The 15,260-nt window shown below is 63.2% G+C and carries 17 protein-coding genes; 4 read left to right on the top strand and 13 right to left on the bottom strand.

Annotation, left to right across the window (positions count from 1 at the left end):
• Positions 1 to 5 precede the first annotated feature (5 nt).
• Positions 6 to 383 carry a hypothetical protein gene (locus KI235_RS28765; protein WP_003206593.1) on the top strand — a complete coding sequence of 126 codons (378 nt, stop codon included), beginning with the start codon at positions 6 to 8 and terminating at the stop codon, positions 381 to 383.
• A gap of 45 nt (positions 384 to 428) precedes the next feature.
• Positions 429 to 878, top strand: a complete 450-nt coding sequence (locus tag KI235_RS28770; RefSeq protein WP_003206595.1) for a type III secretion system chaperone — start codon at positions 429 to 431, stop codon at positions 876 to 878.
• A gap of 155 nt (positions 879 to 1,033) precedes the next feature.
• On the opposite strand, the gene KI235_RS28775 is transcribed toward KI235_RS28770, so the two are convergent.
• The 12 genes from KI235_RS28775 to KI235_RS28830 form a co-directional block, all read right to left on the bottom strand.
• A complete protein-coding gene (locus tag KI235_RS28775) occupies positions 1,034 to 1,537 on the bottom strand; it encodes a hypothetical protein (protein WP_003206597.1) in 504 nt (167 codons plus the stop codon).
• A gap of 117 nt (positions 1,538 to 1,654) precedes the next feature.
• Positions 1,655 to 2,755, bottom strand: coding sequence for a type III secretion system export apparatus subunit SctU (gene sctU, locus KI235_RS28780; RefSeq protein ID WP_003206599.1), 1,101 nt, complete (start codon positions 2,753 to 2,755; stop codon positions 1,655 to 1,657).
• Between the two features lie 15 nt (positions 2,756 to 2,770).
• Positions 2,771 to 3,568: a type III secretion system export apparatus subunit SctT gene (gene sctT / locus KI235_RS28785; RefSeq protein WP_003206600.1), complete on the bottom strand. Its 798-nt coding sequence runs from the start codon at positions 3,566 to 3,568 to the stop codon at positions 2,771 to 2,773.
• A complete protein-coding gene (sctS, locus tag KI235_RS28790) occupies positions 3,568 to 3,822 on the bottom strand; it encodes a type III secretion system export apparatus subunit SctS (protein WP_003206603.1) in 255 nt (84 codons plus the stop codon). The genes sctT and sctS overlap by 1 nt, the downstream gene beginning before the upstream one ends.
• 9 nt (positions 3,823 to 3,831) lie before the next feature.
• A complete protein-coding gene (gene sctR, locus KI235_RS28795) occupies positions 3,832 to 4,485 on the bottom strand; it encodes a type III secretion system export apparatus subunit SctR (protein ID WP_003206605.1) in 654 nt (217 codons plus the stop codon).
• Positions 4,482 to 5,585 carry a type III secretion system cytoplasmic ring protein SctQ gene (gene sctQ, locus KI235_RS28800; protein ID WP_013694486.1) on the bottom strand — a complete coding sequence of 368 codons (1,104 nt, stop codon included), beginning with the start codon at positions 5,583 to 5,585 and terminating at the stop codon, positions 4,482 to 4,484. The genes sctR and sctQ overlap by 4 nt, the downstream gene beginning before the upstream one ends.
• Entirely contained in the window at positions 5,582 to 6,151 is a 570-nt protein-coding gene (locus tag KI235_RS28805; RefSeq protein WP_148262355.1) for a type III secretion protein, read from the bottom strand. Before KI235_RS28805 ends, sctQ begins: the two co-directional genes overlap by 4 nt.
• Positions 6,144 to 6,563 carry a YscO family type III secretion system apparatus protein gene (locus KI235_RS28810; RefSeq protein ID WP_013694488.1) on the bottom strand — a complete coding sequence of 140 codons (420 nt, stop codon included), beginning with the start codon at positions 6,561 to 6,563 and terminating at the stop codon, positions 6,144 to 6,146. The genes KI235_RS28805 and KI235_RS28810 overlap by 8 nt, the downstream gene beginning before the upstream one ends.
• Positions 6,550 to 7,908, bottom strand: a complete 1,359-nt coding sequence (locus KI235_RS28815) for a FliI/YscN family ATPase (RefSeq protein WP_013694489.1) — start codon at positions 7,906 to 7,908, stop codon at positions 6,550 to 6,552. The genes KI235_RS28810 and KI235_RS28815 overlap by 14 nt, the downstream gene beginning before the upstream one ends.
• The gene (locus KI235_RS28820) at positions 7,908 to 8,801 is read right to left on the bottom strand and encodes an FHA domain-containing protein (protein WP_003206613.1); all 894 of its coding nucleotides are present in this window, start codon (positions 8,799 to 8,801) and stop codon (positions 7,908 to 7,910) included. The genes KI235_RS28815 and KI235_RS28820 overlap by 1 nt, the downstream gene beginning before the upstream one ends.
• A 157-nt stretch (positions 8,802 to 8,958) precedes the next feature.
• Positions 8,959 to 11,046, bottom strand: coding sequence for a type III secretion system export apparatus subunit SctV (gene sctV, locus KI235_RS28825; RefSeq protein WP_003206615.1), 2,088 nt, complete (start codon positions 11,044 to 11,046; stop codon positions 8,959 to 8,961).
• Positions 11,043 to 12,170: a TyeA family type III secretion system gatekeeper subunit gene (locus KI235_RS28830; RefSeq protein WP_003206617.1), complete on the bottom strand. Its 1,128-nt coding sequence runs from the start codon at positions 12,168 to 12,170 to the stop codon at positions 11,043 to 11,045. The genes sctV and KI235_RS28830 overlap by 4 nt, the downstream gene beginning before the upstream one ends.
• A gap of 319 nt (positions 12,171 to 12,489) precedes the next feature.
• Between KI235_RS28830 and KI235_RS28835 the strand changes: the two genes are divergently transcribed.
• A complete protein-coding gene (locus KI235_RS28835) occupies positions 12,490 to 13,041 on the top strand; it encodes an RNA polymerase sigma factor (RefSeq protein WP_003206618.1) in 552 nt (183 codons plus the stop codon).
• Complete coding sequence (locus KI235_RS28840; protein ID WP_003206619.1) at positions 13,038 to 13,634, top strand: GNAT family N-acetyltransferase; 597 nt, start codon at positions 13,038 to 13,040, stop codon at positions 13,632 to 13,634. Before KI235_RS28835 ends, KI235_RS28840 begins: the two co-directional genes overlap by 4 nt.
• Positions 13,635 to 13,818: 184 nt before the next feature.
• Here the strand turns inward: KI235_RS28840 and KI235_RS28845 are convergent, their stop codons facing one another.
• Positions 13,819 to 15,033 carry a cytochrome P450 gene (locus KI235_RS28845; RefSeq protein ID WP_003206620.1) on the bottom strand — a complete coding sequence of 405 codons (1,215 nt, stop codon included), beginning with the start codon at positions 15,031 to 15,033 and terminating at the stop codon, positions 13,819 to 13,821.
• Positions 15,034 to 15,260 lie beyond the last annotated feature (227 nt).

Raw genomic sequence — 15,260 nt, forward strand, 5'->3', positions numbered from 1 at the left:
ACGCTATGTCTTTTTCGGTACACAGCGTAAGCACTCGCCAGGCCTTCCAGAAGAACATCATCGCCGGCATCGCAACGTATTGGGAAATAGCCCCAGGCATTGAGTTCTGTCTGCGACGCGAGCCTCACAGCGTGGGGCTTGCCTTACAAATACAAAGCCAGGCGCTGCGTGCAAACCAGATCCAGCATGCCCTCGAACGGCGTTTCGCCCACCCGACCGACTACGCGCAGTTGTTCGTATTTCTTGATCCGCAGCGAGCACTCGTGGTCTGGCAGGCGCTGCCGGACTCGTCGATATCCATTGAACTGCTCGATGAAATCCAGTCCCGGCAATTGTCACTGCTGGGCCTGGAAGACCTCGACGACTACTCAGCCACGTATTGAGGAAAACACAGTGATTCATACAGGCTTTATTCAGGGAGGTTTTCCATGACCGTCGCACCGCTTGCCCAGCGCTTGATCTCGGCCCTCGCGGAACATCTGCATGCGGACTTGCAGTTGGAAGGTGGCGTGTGCGCGCTGTATGACGCGAGCAACCGCGAAGCCGTGGTCATCGAGCTGCCCGGTCACGGCGATGTCGCCATCCTCCATAGCTCGATCGATGTACCTGCCCACGCGCCCGGTTTGCACAAGCGCTTGCTGGAACTCAACTTTCGCTTGGATCTGCTCGGCGGCAGTTGGCTGGCCCTGGATGACAAGAGCAGCGTTCGCTTGTGTGCCCATTGCCCACTGGCGATGCTCGATGAGGTGCAGTTCTGCCATTGGGTCGTGGGCTTCATCGCCCAGGTCGGCGACGTTCGGGCGCGCTTGGCGGTGCCTGCAACGCCGGGCGGTCCGCGTCCGGCGTCGCTCAACATGAGCCGCACCCGATTGGGATAGGCACCCGTGGCCTGGAATTACTACCGCGGGACTCTGTAGGAGCTGGCGAAGCCTGCGATCTTTTGATCTTTCGCTTGAGATTCAAGTGTCTTTGAAAAGATCGCAGCCTCGTTGCACTCGACAGCTCCTACACAGGGTTATGCAGGCTCATCGCTTTATCGAAGCTTCATCGCCTCGCCACCCTCCTGCATGACTTTCCTTGCGCTGTCCATGAAGCCCTTGGTGACCTCCGTCACCGTATCGCTCATCAGCTTGGCCATGTCGGCGGAGCTTTTAACGAGCAACATGGCGCTCTGGCGTTCCTCCATGCCCATTTGCAGCTGGAACTGCTTTTCCATCAACTGCTTCTGACGGGTTTCCATCTCGCTCATGAAAGAGTCCGGTGTGCGGCTGGGCGTTTGCGCGTCATCCAGCGGTTGCGTGTCATTCGGTGCCGCCGTGTGGTTGGTGTCTCGCGTTCGGGTGCGGCCGCGCTGATGCACCGCCGGTGGTGTCGAGGAAGAACGTCCCCGATCATGCAGGCTCTGGGTGCCTTCGCGCTGCTGCGCCTCACGGGGTCGTTGGCTCAGCGAGGGTGAGCGCGATGGCGATAAGCTGTCGGTGCCCCGCAGGGCACCTGTGCCCCCTAAGGGGCTCGTCAGGGGTCTGGGTTCGGGCATGGGAATCCTCCACGAGTCGATGTCTGTGTGGTGGGCACTGTCGGCAGGCCGGTATCCTCCGGACGAGCCTGGCTCATTCCCTGAGTGGCAAGCGCGTGCGCATCGGTTCCATCGACCTCAACGCTGGTTCAACTCCGGAATCTCGATGACCTCGCCCTTGGCCTCGTCATCCAGTTCGCGCAACACCCGATAAATGTGGGCAACCGCCTGGAGCGTTTCCCGAGGGATATAGGCGCCGACGTCTTCACGGTAGATCGTGCGCGCCAGCCAGATGCACTGGATAACCGGAACCCGCGCCACCTTGGCCCGCTCGATCAGCGCCCGGGCCTCGGCATCGACACCTTTGACGATCAACTGCGGCAGCGGCGTTTCCTCGGGGCGATACAACAGCGCGACGGCAAAGTGGGTGGGGTTGACCACCAGCATGTCGGCGTCTTCCACCGGTTTGGTCTCTTTGTTGACGGGCTGGTCGACCAATTGCCGGGCCAGGCTGCGGCGATGCATTTTTACGTGGGGGTCGCCTTCCATTTCCTTGAACTCTTTGCGCACCTCTTCCTCGCTCATGCGCAGGCGCTTGGCGAAGAAATATTTCTGCAGGCCGAAATCGAGAAGCGCCAGCACCAGCAACACGCCCAGGCAGATGTGCATGATGTGCCGAAACAGACTGGCCAGCCCGCGCCAATAGCTGTTCAGGTCGCCGTTGACCAGATTGATCAACGACCCGAGTGCAGGCAGGGTCACCAGATAAATCACGGTGCCGATAAACACGGCCTTGACCAGTCCCATGAACAGGTTGATCAGCGCCTGTCCGGAGAACATCTGCTTGGCCTGGTTCATCGGGTTCAAGCGGTTCGGGTCGGGCTGAAGGGCCTCGGGGGCAAACAGGAAACCGAACTGTATCCAACCGGCCACCAGGCGCGTGACGATCGCCAACCCCACGGTCATCAAGGTGAAATTGAGCAACACGCCACCGGCATGAGCCAAGGTCTCCTCGAAGGCACGCACGAAATCGACATCCAGCCGATGCAGCGGGAATGTCACCATGTCTCCCAAGGCCTGCATGCTGTCGTCGGCCTGGGTCAACGCCACTTCGGTGATCGCCGCAAGCACCAGCAGGCTGCTCAAGTCCTGGCTTTGGCCGACCTGGCCCTTGTTGCGCGCGTCGCGAATCTTCTTTGGCGTCGCCCGCTTGGTCTTTTCTCCACTGTCTTCGCTCATGCCCGAAGCCCTCCTTCAGGGTGACGGCAACAACAGGTGCAGCAGATGCCGGATTTCGCCATAGCGACCAAGACGGCCCGTCATCGCATCCCACAGCGTGGGCAGGTAGAACAGCAGGAAGCCCAGGCCGATCAGACTCTTGGCCGGCATGGCGAGGACGAACACCTGCAATTGCGGGCTATACAGGCTGAGCAACGCCAGGCTGAACTCCACCAGCAACAGCAAGCCGATAAAGGGCGCCGCATAGAGCATCATGTGCATGAACATTTCGCCGAGCAGCCCAAGAAACACGCCGAAGCCGTCCGCGCCAGGCAATGGAAACCAAACGGTTGGCGACCACACCAGGTAGCTGTCCCAGATCACCTGGGTCAACGTGCCAATGCCCAGGGTGGTGACCAGCAGCAAAATCGTCATCTCCTTGAACAGCAGGCCCAGGGGCGTGGTGTCGCTGCCGAGCGCCGGGTTCAACTGGCCACCAATGAGCGCACCGCGCTGGTTGTCCAGCAAGGCACCCACCGACTCGTACAACCAGAACGGCATCGCCAGCAGCACCCCGAGCAAGAAGCCCAGCACCAGCTCCTTGAACATCAACCCGGCCAGCGACAGCCAATTGACCTGGGCGTCGATCAGCGCCTGGCGAATACCCGGCGCCGGCAACATGCCCAGGGCAAACACAACGGCATGGCGCGGCAAGCCTCGCAGGTGTTGGAAGCAAAATACCGGGACCAGGTATGCGACCGGGTAAATGCGCGCCATGCCAAGCGCGATCGACAGCAGCAAGTCGAAATACGGGCCGAAAGCCTGGGCCGTCATCAGGTGTTGGCCATCATTTCGAATGCCCGGCGCAGCAGTCCCAGCAACTCCACGCCGATCCAGCGCCCCGTGACCAGCAAGGTCAACCCGACCGCCACCAGCTTGATGCCGAAGGGCAAGGTCTGGTCCTGGATCTGCATCAAGGCCTGCACCAGGGAGGTCAGCACACCGACAATCACCGCCACGATCAAGGGCGGCGCGGAGAGCAGGACCACCAGCAACATGCCTTCCTTAAACAACGTCAGCGCGTCCATCGCACATCCTCAAAGATAGGAATAGAAGAGGCTGTCGAGCAATTGCGTCCAGCCCTGCACGAGGACAAAAATCAGCAGCTTGAGCGGCAACGAAATGGTCATGGGCGCGACCATCTGCATGCCGAGCGCCAGCAGCAGGTTGGACACGATCAGGTCGATGACAATGAACGGGATATAGATCAGGAATCCCATCTGGAAACCGGCCTCGAGCTCCGACAACATGAAGGCCGGGATGAGCAGCATCAGGTCATCGCGGCTGGCCTGCTCGGCGCGTTCCTTGGGCCACATCCGCTGGGTGTTTTCCAGCAAGTGGGCGAGGATGTCCGGGTTGGTATTGCGCGACATGAAGGCCTGCAACGGTTTTATCGCGTTCAAGGCAGAGCCTTGCAACGCCTCGGTATTGCTGAAATCCAACGGCCGTTCTTTCACCTGTTCGGCGATGTTGTGGCCCACCGGCGCCATGATGAACAGCGTCGCGGCCAGGGCAATGGCATACAAGGCCATATTGGGTGGCACCTGCTGCACGCCGATGGCGTTACGGGTGATGGTCAACACAATGGCTATCTTGAGAAAGGCGCTGCAGATGATCAGCAGCAAGGGGACCAGCGAAATCCCACCAATGAACAGCGCCAACAGAAAGGGGTCGACCCCCTGGAAGCTCATCCAGCCACATCCACGTGAGCGATTTGCAGACCCAACCGGCCATCGACCTCGACCAGCTCACCATGGGCCAGGGCACGTTCGCCATAGAACAGCGCCGCTGTCCCCGGTGCCACGCCTTGCACTTGCAGCACCGCGCCGGGCGCCAGATTGCGCAGCTCGCCCAAGGTCAGCTGCAAATGACCGCAGCGTATCGTCAGCGCCAGCGGCAGGTCGTCGAAGCGCTCGGGGACTTCGGCCGCGACCGGCTCCGTCATCGGCGCTTCCTCGGTGTCAGCGGCGGCATAGGCCGACTCCGGGTGCTCGGCCGCCTCGGCGGCTTGGGCGTCAGGTTCGTAGCCGGTGCTATCGTCCCAGTCCGGCGTCAGGATGTCGGTGTCGGCGGTGGTGCTCATAACGGTCTCCTCCAGAGCGAGCAAGGTCAGGCGCAACGGCGCGGCACGGCTGTGAACCCGCACCTGCAAACAATGCCGGCCCAGGCGAATCAGCCCTTGGCCGGATGAATCGAACAGAGCGGTTTGCGGCACCAACACATCACCGGGGCGCAACGTCGCCAACTGCCCGGCGGCCAGCGCCAGGTGTCCCAGTTCCAACGGAACATGCAGCACGAAGCCCGCGATCCCTGGCGCTGCCGGCCGCTGCCAAGGCGTAGCGCGAAGCAGCCCCAGCAGGGTCGCACCGGTCATTTCCAGATGGCTCGTGACGCGGGCCGCGCCCACCCTCACGTCGAGCCGGCAGGCAATGCCCTGCACCGCGGGCCCGGCCGCTGGTTTGATAAAACCGAATGCCTGGCGCAGGGGCTCGCCCAGGGTTTGCTGGAACAGCGACCAGAACCACGCGTCATCCGGTCCGGGTTCGGCAGGCAGGACCACCGGGCATTCACCGAACAGACTGAGCACCGCGCCGGGCTCGTCCAGGGTAAAGACACCATGGGCACACGCCAGCACACACGGCGTCCCCCCAGCGGTGCCACCCGGGGTCAGTTCCAGCAGGCCCTCCTCGCCCGCCACCTCGAAGGGCAACCGGACGCCAATGCCTAATAGTCGCCGGGCGGTGGCGTCCTCGCTGCCTACAGTCGGCAGCGCCAATGCATGGACGGTCATGTCGCGCGAACCTCTTCTTCCCGCGCCACACGCACGCTCACCGGCTGGCCCAGGCTTTGGGTCAGTGCCTCTTCGAGACGCCCGGATCGACTCGACAGCCGCGCCTGTACGTCGACACTTTCGCTGCTCAGGCCGATGTCCCACCCGCACGCCTCGCCTAGCCGCCGGGCGGATACCTTTATGCGGCCCAGGTTGGGAAGATGCAGCAACAGGTCCAATTGCTGGTCGAGCGTGGCACGCAAGCGTGGCGTGAGCTGGTCGACAAACGCCTCCTCTTCACCGCCCGGAAGATTCACCAGGCCCGACAGCGAACCGGTGCCGGCGCTGTCATCCTGCGTGCCGCCCCGTGGCGCATCGACCCATTGGCGGAACCAGTAACCGTCACTGCTTCCTGCCGTCATGTCGGGGTCACGCCCGGTGGCAGGGGCGGACTCGCGTGCCGCCGGACGGCTTGCCCGGCTCACCTGGGCAGGCGGTTGCTCATACGCCCGCGGCGGATGCCGGACGGGGGTCGCCGAGGGATTGCCGTGCGGTGTCGGCGCACCGCGCACGCTGCGTTCATTCATCGCTGGGGGTCTCCACCAGGCACTCCATCATTGCGCTGAGCTTTTCCAGATCTCGCCGGCGCCCTTGTAGCTGCTGCTGGGCAGCGGCCGTGTGCTGTGCCTGTTGCGCCTGTTCATCGTCCAGTGCCTGCACTGCCCGCGCTTGCTCGGCCAGCTCGCCGATCAAACGACGTTCCTGGGTACTCCAGGCGTTCAGTTCGCACACGCTCAACGCCCGGCCACGGTGCTCGCCGTACAACGCCTCGCGCTGCACCACCTGCTGCTCACGAGTCGCCTGCATCTGCGCGCGCGCGGCGGCAACCGCGGCTTCGCGCTCACGCAAAAGCTCACGCTGCTGGCGCCACGCCCGCTCGGCTTGCGCTTCGCGGTGGCGGCGTATCGGCGCCAGGGCGTCCAGATCAGCCCGGGACATAAGCGGTCAACTGCTGCAGGTGGGCGAGCGTGGACGCAAACGGCTCCGGCTCACGCAGGTCCTGGCGCAGAAAGGCGTCCAGGGCCCCTCGCGACTCCACCGCCAGGTCGGTCAAGGGGTCGGCGCCGGCCTGGTATTCGCCCAGGCGCAACATCAATTCGATTTGCTCATAGGCCGACAGCAATCGACGCAGATTGATGCCCGCCCGCAGGTGCTCCGCCTCGGCCACGTTGGCCAGGGTTCGCGACAGGCTGGCCAGCACATCGATTGCCGGGTAGTGGCCGCGTTCCGCGAGCTTGCGTGACAGCACGATGTGACCGTCGAGCAGCGAACGCACTTCATCCGCCACGGGATCGTTCATGGAGTCCTGCTCGATGAGCACCGTATAAAAAGCGGTGATAGCGCCCTCGTTGGTCAGGCCGGCCCGCTCGACCAGACGCGGCAGCAAGCCGTAGACCGACGGCGGCAAGCCACCGCGCCCCAACGGCTCGCCAGCGGCCAGGCCGATCTCACGCTGGGCCCGGGCGAAGCGGGTCAGCGAATCGATGAGCAGCAGCACGCGTTGGCCCCGGGCCCGGAAACCCTCGGCCAATGCCGTGGCGGTGAATGCCGCGCGGGCGCGTTCCATGCTGGAGCGGTCAGAGGTGGCGCACACCAGCACCGCGCGGGCCCGCAGTTCATCATCCAGCTCATGATCGAGAAATTCGCGCAGTTCGCGCCCACGCTCGCCGATCAGGCCGAACACGATGACATCGCAGTCAACGTTCCGGGCAATCTCCGCCAACAGCGTGGTCTTGCCACAACCGGCGCCGGCGAACAGCCCCACACGCTGGCCTTCACCGAGCGTCAGCGGGCCGTCGATGGCCCGTACGCCGGTCATCAAGGGCCGTTGGATACGCGGTCGTGCGGTGGGTGCAGGCGCCTCGCCAATCACTTCCGAGGCATGCAGTACATGCGGGCCGGCGAACGCCCCCGTCCCGCCGTCCAACAGAGGCCGGCCGAAGCCATCCAGCACCTGACCCAGCAGCTCCGGTCCCACGCACACCCGATGCGGCATGCCCAGCGGCTCCACCGCCGCACCGACCCGGATCCCCTCCAGGCCGCCCAGGGCGCTGAGCAGGGCATCGTGCTGGTCGAAGCCGACAATCTCGGCGAGCAGCGGCTCGCGTGTGTCGCGCTCGACCCGGCAGAGGTCGCCGATCTGCGCCCCCGGCAGTCGGCACTGCAGCAAGATGCCGCTGACCCGCTGCACCCGCCCGCGCACCATGACCGGCGCGAAGCGACGCAAGTGCGCCAATTGCCCGGCCTCCCAGGCCTCCAGTCGCGCGATGGCCGCCTGCGTCATCACCAAGTGACCTCGTAGCGTTGGTCGCCCTCGAAGGTGACTTTGCCGCTGTCGATGGCAGTCAAGCGCAGGCCATCGATCTGGTCACCCAGGAACAACCGACGTCCATCGGCCGTGACCACATGACCATGCTTGCCGCCCACGATCTGGGCGATCTGAAACGGCAGCTTCGTCAGCCGTTCCTTGACGTTGGCCGTGATCCCGACCGGCGTTTCGTAGCGGTCGTGGAAGCGCTCGATCAGCCGTTCGACCATCGCCAGGCGTTGACGCGGCAACTCGCCCACCAGGACCAGCCGGTCGCCCTGGCTCTCGACCCGCACACCGGCGCCCAAATCACGTTCCTGGAGCATGCGATCAAGCTCCAGGCGGACCGCCTCGACATTGTCCAAGGCCACCTTGCTCTGCTTGAGCTGCTGGGCCGGGCTGCGCGCCACGGTTTGCGCCGGCTGGCTGGTAAAGGCCCAGGCGCTGGAGGCAACGGTGATCACCGCTGCGGCAATGGCCAGGCGCTTGGGCCACGACGGCCGTGTCGCGGGCTTTAGGGTTTCCCGTTCCGCCGCCAAGTGCGCGGCGTCATCCAGCGCCGCCTCTTCGGGCCAAGGCTGATCGGCCGGGGCCAGGCACAGCCAGACGCCTGCCACGGCAAATGGGGCATTGCTCTGCAAGGGCTCGGCCGCAGCCCAGGGCTGGCCTTGTCCATCGCAAACCGTGCCCTCCAGCAGTTCCAGCAGCCACTGGCCCTGCACCTGCCGCAGGCCCACGTGACGCCCACAGATGCCCGGATCGTAAAGCGCCAGGTCGGCATCCTCGGCCGCCCCGACCACCCATTGCTCGCCAACCAGCGGCAACGCCGCACCTCGGTGCAGACCACTCAAGACTCGCAGTTCGAACATGGTCAATTCCTCAAGGGGCGACAGATGCTCGCCCACGGTCCGGTTATACGACGGGGCACCGGCGGCCCCCGTCCTCTGTCACAGCCAGGCCATCGAACGCACCTGGATTTGCATCGTTACGTGGGGACACCGCTGCTGGCGTGCCAAGACAAGCCCCTCACGCGGCATCCTCCATCCGTAGTTTTTCCTGCTCGAGGTCAAAGCGCCCCAGCACGGTGACCTGGGCGTTGCTGTGCAGCTCGCTGAAGGCGAGTACAGGCACGTGATTGAACTCGTCGCGCAACAGATCGCGCAGCGGCGCCCGCAAGTCTTGCGCCACCAACAGCACGGCCACGCGCTTGGCGCGCAACGGGAAACCTTCGCGCAACTGCATCACCAGGGCGCGGGTATGCAGGCTTTCCAGGGCAAAGAAGGTTTCCGTCTGGGTCTGGCGCAACGCGTCGCGCAGCAGGCCTTCGGTTTCCGGCGTCAACAACCACACGTGCAGGCCGTTTTCGTCGCGGTACTGGTGATAGATCTGCGACTTCAGGGCGATGCGCGCGTAGTCGGTCAGCGCACCGACGTCACGCTCATGCTGCCCATGCTCGATCAACGACTCGGCGATCAGGCGCACTGCACGCAGCGGGACGCCTTCGCCGGCCAGGCGCTGGAGCACGGCGGCAAACCGCGCCAGTGGCATGGTCCGCTGCAGCTCCTGCACCAGCTCTGGCTGACCTGCTTCGAGCCAACTGAGAATCGACTTGCTTTCCTGAAGCCCCAAGAATTGCGGGCCCGTGGCGAACATGGCGCGGCTCATCCGCTCCACCAGCAACTCGGCAGCCGGCACCGCCTCCACGCGTTCGTCCGCCAGCAGCGGATCGTCAGGCGTCAGCCATAGCCACTGCTGCTCGTCACGCACCTCGTTGCCGACCAGCCCGTCGCGCGGTTCGAACGGCAGCGGCCCGCGCGCCACGGCAATACGCTCACCGAAGGTTGCCCGCAACATCGGCACCTCATGCACACAGAAGCGGAACTCGTCGTCTTCCAGCAGCACGCTGTATTCGATCTCAAAGGGCGGCAAGGTCAGGCCAAAGCCGGCCACCAGCGCGTTACGCTTCTTGCGGATCGCCTGGATGACTTCCTCGGCGGCCGCATTGCCTTCCATGGCTTTGGAAAACTGCAAAAGAAAGGCGCGGGTCGGGTCGAAGCTGCGCAGGTCTTCAGCACCATTGTGTGCGGGAGCCACGACCTCCGCTGGTTGTTTGCCCTGGCGTACCTGCCGTGCGCGCGAGTACAGCTGAACGATGCCGGCGGTGCCGGTGATCAAGGCGATGACGATGAACACCAGCGTGGGCATGCCGGGCAAGGCCGCAAAACCGAGCATCCCCACCGAAGCGATCACCCAGGCCTTGGGTTCGGCGGTCAATTGCTGGGCGATTTCCTTGCCGACGCTGCTACCCGCTGGCTGCCCTTCCGGCGACACCCGGGTGATGATCATGCCCGCAGTAAGGGAAATCAGCAGTGCCGGAATCTGCGCGATCAGACCGTCACCAATGGTCAACACGGCATACAAGTGCATCGATTCGGACGCGCCCATGTCGTGCTGCATCATGCCGACCGTAAAGCCGCCTATGAGGTTGATCACCACGATCACCAAGCCTGCGATGGCGTCGCCCTTGACGAATTTCATCGCCCCGTCCATCGCACCGAACAGCTGGCTTTCCTTGTTCAGCTCCTCGCGGCGCCGCCGAGCTTCAGTGACATCGATCAGGTTGGCGCGCAGGTCGCTGTCGATGGACATCTGCTTGCCCGGCAGCGCATCCAGCGTGAATCGCGCCGCCACTTCGGCGACCCGCTCCGAGCCTTTGGTGATCACCAGGAAGTTGACCACCGTCAGAATGAGGAAGATGACCAACCCGACCGCCAGGTTGCCTCCCACCACAAAATTGCCGAACGCCTGGACGATATGACCGGCGTCGCCCTGGAGCAGGATCAATCGGGTGGTCGCCACCGACAATGCCAACCGGAACAGCGTGGTCAGCAGCAGCACCGCGGGAAACGAGGAAAATGCCAACGGCCGCGGCAGGTACAGCGAGATCACGATCAGCAGGCAGGAGATACAGATGTTGATCGCGATCAGCGCATCGACCACCGGGGTCGGCAAGGGCAGGATCAGCATGAACACGATGCCGAGCACCACGAACGCCCCGACCACCTCGATGCGCCGCACCGCTTCGTTGGCGACTTTGTTCAACAGGGCGATCATGAGCGCGCTCCAATCACCGGGGCAGCGGTCTGGCATCGGGGCTCGCCACGGGAGCGCTCATCGAGCAGCACCAGCAGGTTCTTCAGCGCTGTCTGTCGGCTTTTGCTATCGCGCCAGAGGGGCAGCGGCAAACGCTTGAGCAAGGGGTACAGGCCGTTCAGGGAGACCAGTTGGTCCCGCTCCTCTTCTCCACCCAATTCACGCCCGATACGCCGTACTTCCGCCGCCGACAGGCCACTGCTGACAAACCCCAGCATGCGCTGGAGCAACAGCACGGCCGTGAGCTGGCTGGCCGGGCAACTGTAGGCCAGTTGCTCGAGCAAACGGCGGCAGCTGTGCAGGACACTGCCCAGTTGCGTCGAGGCGGCCAGGCCGATCAACAGCGTGCGCAACAAGGCGGTAGGACGTGATGGTGTGTGCGCAGCGATGTCGTCAGCCAGTGCCCGGCGCATCATGTCCAGCCCCGGCACGAATGCCGCCTCGCCGAACAGACCAAGCAACGCCTGCATCATGGTGGGCAACGACTGCTTGAGCACCACGGTGTCGTAATAGAGTCGCCGTACCGCCTGGCGCAGTTCAGGATCGCCCCCCGCAGCGCGCAAGGCCTCGGCGATGTTCATGCCCGCCTGGATCTGCGCGCCATAACGCTCGCGCAACAGCTGCAGGTAGTCGCGAGCACGCTTGGCCTCGACGAGACGACCTTGCACTTCGGCCTCGCGCAACGCTTGCTGCAGGATCAGGTCGGTACGGGCCGGGTCACCACCGGTGGACTGCACCACCTCTTCAAGCACTGGCTCGCCACGCAGCAACAAACCAGCCTGGGCGGCCATTGCCCCCAGGCTCTGCTTGCCTGGGTGGCCAAGTTGGTCGTACCACTCCTCCAATTGCTCACGCGTCTCGACCCGCGTCTGACCCACTTCGCTACGAGCATTGCGGATGCGCCGCTGGCTCAGCGCCTTGGTATTGCGCTCCACGTGATGGCTGAAGGTCATGCCGACCTCCTCCATCGAATTGGACTGCACGGCCTGGAACGACTCGACAGGCGTGCCTATGCCCACGACGGCCGAAACGGCCTGGGCAAGGTTGGCGGCAATATGCGCATTTGTCGGGGCTTCTACTTTCATGATGGCCGTGAGCGTGGTTTCGGACGCTCAGTGGGTGGCGGCGATTCAGCATTCAGTTCCATCACGGTGATGACCTTTTCTGGCCGATTCCAGTGGGTTGGCCACAGGCCTCTTCCCGAGCGTTTGCTCGGTGCAATTTCATGCAGTGGGACTTGGGACGCCTGTGCATGACCTTGCACAAATAGAGCAAAAGCACTAGATAAAAATGCTTGTTTATCAATTGGATAACTCGTTAAACGGGCTTGGCACAGGTCCTGCTGATGGGAGGAACGTCGACATGTGGATCGACGCTATGGAACCTACCCAGAGGGATTTATTGATGAACAGCCTGAATCTCATGGCCCCACCGCAAACCTCCCCGGCACCCACCGGTGCGCCAGGCATCTGCTTCGGCGAGGAACGCAAGCTGCGTCTGTTTGTGCAAAAACGTGTACTCAATCAAGACGACGCCGATGACATCATCCAGCTCACGTACCTGGAAGCCTGGCGCAACCAGCAGAAGTTCAAAGGGCTGGCAAAGCAGGACACCTGGTTGTGCGGCATCGCCCTCAACCTGATCCGCAACCATTTCCGCCGCTTCTACGCGCAGCCGCCGCTGACTACTTTCGACGAAAGCGAGTTCCACGAGTCCAGTGACGACATTGACCTGAGTGAACTGTGCGACAACCGTCGGCTGTTGGACCGTACGCTGTTAGCCATGGACGCGCTGTCCAAGGACATGCGCGATACTCTGTGGACCGCCGTCGATACCGAGAGCAGCTACCGCGATGCCGCCGAACGTCTGGGCGTCCCCATTGGCACCGTACGCTCAAGGTTGTTTCGTGCGCGTGAACAACTCAAACGAAGCGTCTATGGAGAAGCCCGGCCATGACCAATAATCGCTTGAACAGCCGGCCCGACCTGCCACGTGGCGTGCGCCGCTACACCCCCGACGACTTGCCGGTGATGACAGATATCTTCAACGAAAGCGCTCTGGGAGGTACCAGCTCCCCCGTGCTCAGAGCGTTTTCCCTGAAGGAAATGACGTTTTTCGTCGACTGCTTCGTCAAAGAGGGTGATCCGATCTACGTGCTCGAACGCGCTGGCGAAGTCGTTGCCTGGTTGATCGTCAACCGCTTCTGTTGGGGCGCCCAGGCCTGCCGATTGACCGGTGAAGTGTCGATCTACGTACGCGGCGACCACATTGGCAGCGGCGTCGGCATCCGCCTTGGCCAAGCTGCGGTGGTGTTGGCCAGGCAGTATGGTTTCGAGACGCTGGTGGCCTGGATCATCGAGCACAATGAGGCCAGCAAACGCGGCGTACAAGGGCTTGGCGCGACCCAATGGGGACGCTTTCCAGGGATTGCCCGGTTCGCTGATAACCGTGCGGACGTCGTGCTCTATGGACTGCACCTGACGCCAGGCGACACGGCATCCACCACCCTTTCAGCGCCAGCGCAAAACAAGGAGACCAGCCTGGTGTAAATCCACGGCTCGTCCGGCTGGACAGTCGGGCGAGCCGCCTCTTTTTTCGGCATGGGCCTGCGCTCATTCGAGCCGATGCCATTTTTTGCACAGCCCTCACAGCCCCCGCTGTTCAATCGATAAACCCGTGACGAGGGAGCTTGCTCCCGCCGGGCTGCGCAGCAGCCCCTTTTTCATGAACACCTCAGCCCACCGACCAACACACCGGCAACGCCTCCGGCCCCCTGAAGTTGGGCACATAGCGCCAGCGTACGGCGCCGGGATCGACCGCCAATTGCAGCCCAGGGCAGCACCGAAGAAGTGTGTTCAATGCAATTTCCAATTCCTGCCGGGCCAACGAGGCGCCCAGGCAATAGTGCGTGCCTTTACCGAACGACATGTGCGGGCAGGCCGGGCGAGTGATGTCGAGCGTGTCAGGATTTGCACACAGCGCTTCGTCACGATTGGCCGAACCCACCACCGCGATCAGCAGTTGCCCGCGCAGCAAACGTTGTCCCGCCAGTTCGGTGTCCCGGGTAACGAAGCGGACCATGGCCCGCTCCACCGAGGAGTCATAGCGCAGAAACTCCTCGACCGCGCCAGGCATCAACGCCGGCTCGTCACGCAATCGCGCCAGCGCCTTCGGATGCTGCACGAGCATGTGCACCGCATTGGCGATCATCGATGCCGACGTTTCGTGCCCGGCGATGATCAGCAGCGCGATCATGCTGCACAGCTCACTTTGGCTGAGCATGCTGCCCTCTTCCTCGACCTGCGCCAGCGCCGAAACCAGGTCATCGCCCGGCTGTGCTCGACGCCGGTCGATCAGCGCGAGCATGTAGCCCGCGAATTCGTTGTAGCAACGCTGCAACTCGCTCAGGTCGTGCCCCACCTGCTGGACGATCATGTGGGACCAACGGCGGAAATCGTCACGATCTTGTGCGGGGACGCCGAGCAGCTCAGCGATGACGGTGATCGATAAGGGGAATGCATATTGGCCCACCACGTCCATTTGCCCGCTCGACCGCACGGGCTCCAGCAAGGTCTCGGCGATCTGTTCGATACGCGGCCGCAGGGCGTTCACCGCCTTCAAGGTGAACGCCTTGTTGACCAGGCGACGCAAGCGGCGATGACTGTCGCCATCGCGGTTGAGCATGTGGTCGTTAAGAAATGCGATGGATTGCTCACCGCCGAGCATCGCAGCGAACTGCGCATCGATCCGCGACGGGTCACGGGCGAAGCGCTCGTTGTCCAGCAGCACCTCCTCGACTTCCCGAGCGCCGGTGACGTACCACATCGGTAGCTGCCCTTCGGCCTGGCTGAAGAACACCGGGGACGCTTGGCGCAGCGCCGCATAATGCCGGTAAGCCTCGCCGCGAAACGCGTCGCTATTCAAATCAAGGGTACGTTCGTAAGCCATGAACACTCTCCAGGGGCATCAATCATTGCTCCTGAGTGGCAGGGCTCGCCAAAAAAGATCCCTGTGGAAGCGAGCTTGCTCGCGATGGCGGTGTATCAGTCACTTCAATGTTGGCTGACGCACCGCTATCGCGAGCAAGCTCGCTCCCACATGGGGTCTACCTGTCGGTGAACCGTTTGCACGGCCACGGTCACTCAAAGGAAACACCAACCCGTATGTGGAGCTGA

Origin of the sequence: Pseudomonas sp. St386 (genome assembly GCF_018325865.1) — a bacterium.
Taxonomy (GTDB): Bacteria; Pseudomonadota; Gammaproteobacteria; order Pseudomonadales; family Pseudomonadaceae; genus Aquipseudomonas; species Aquipseudomonas brassicacearum.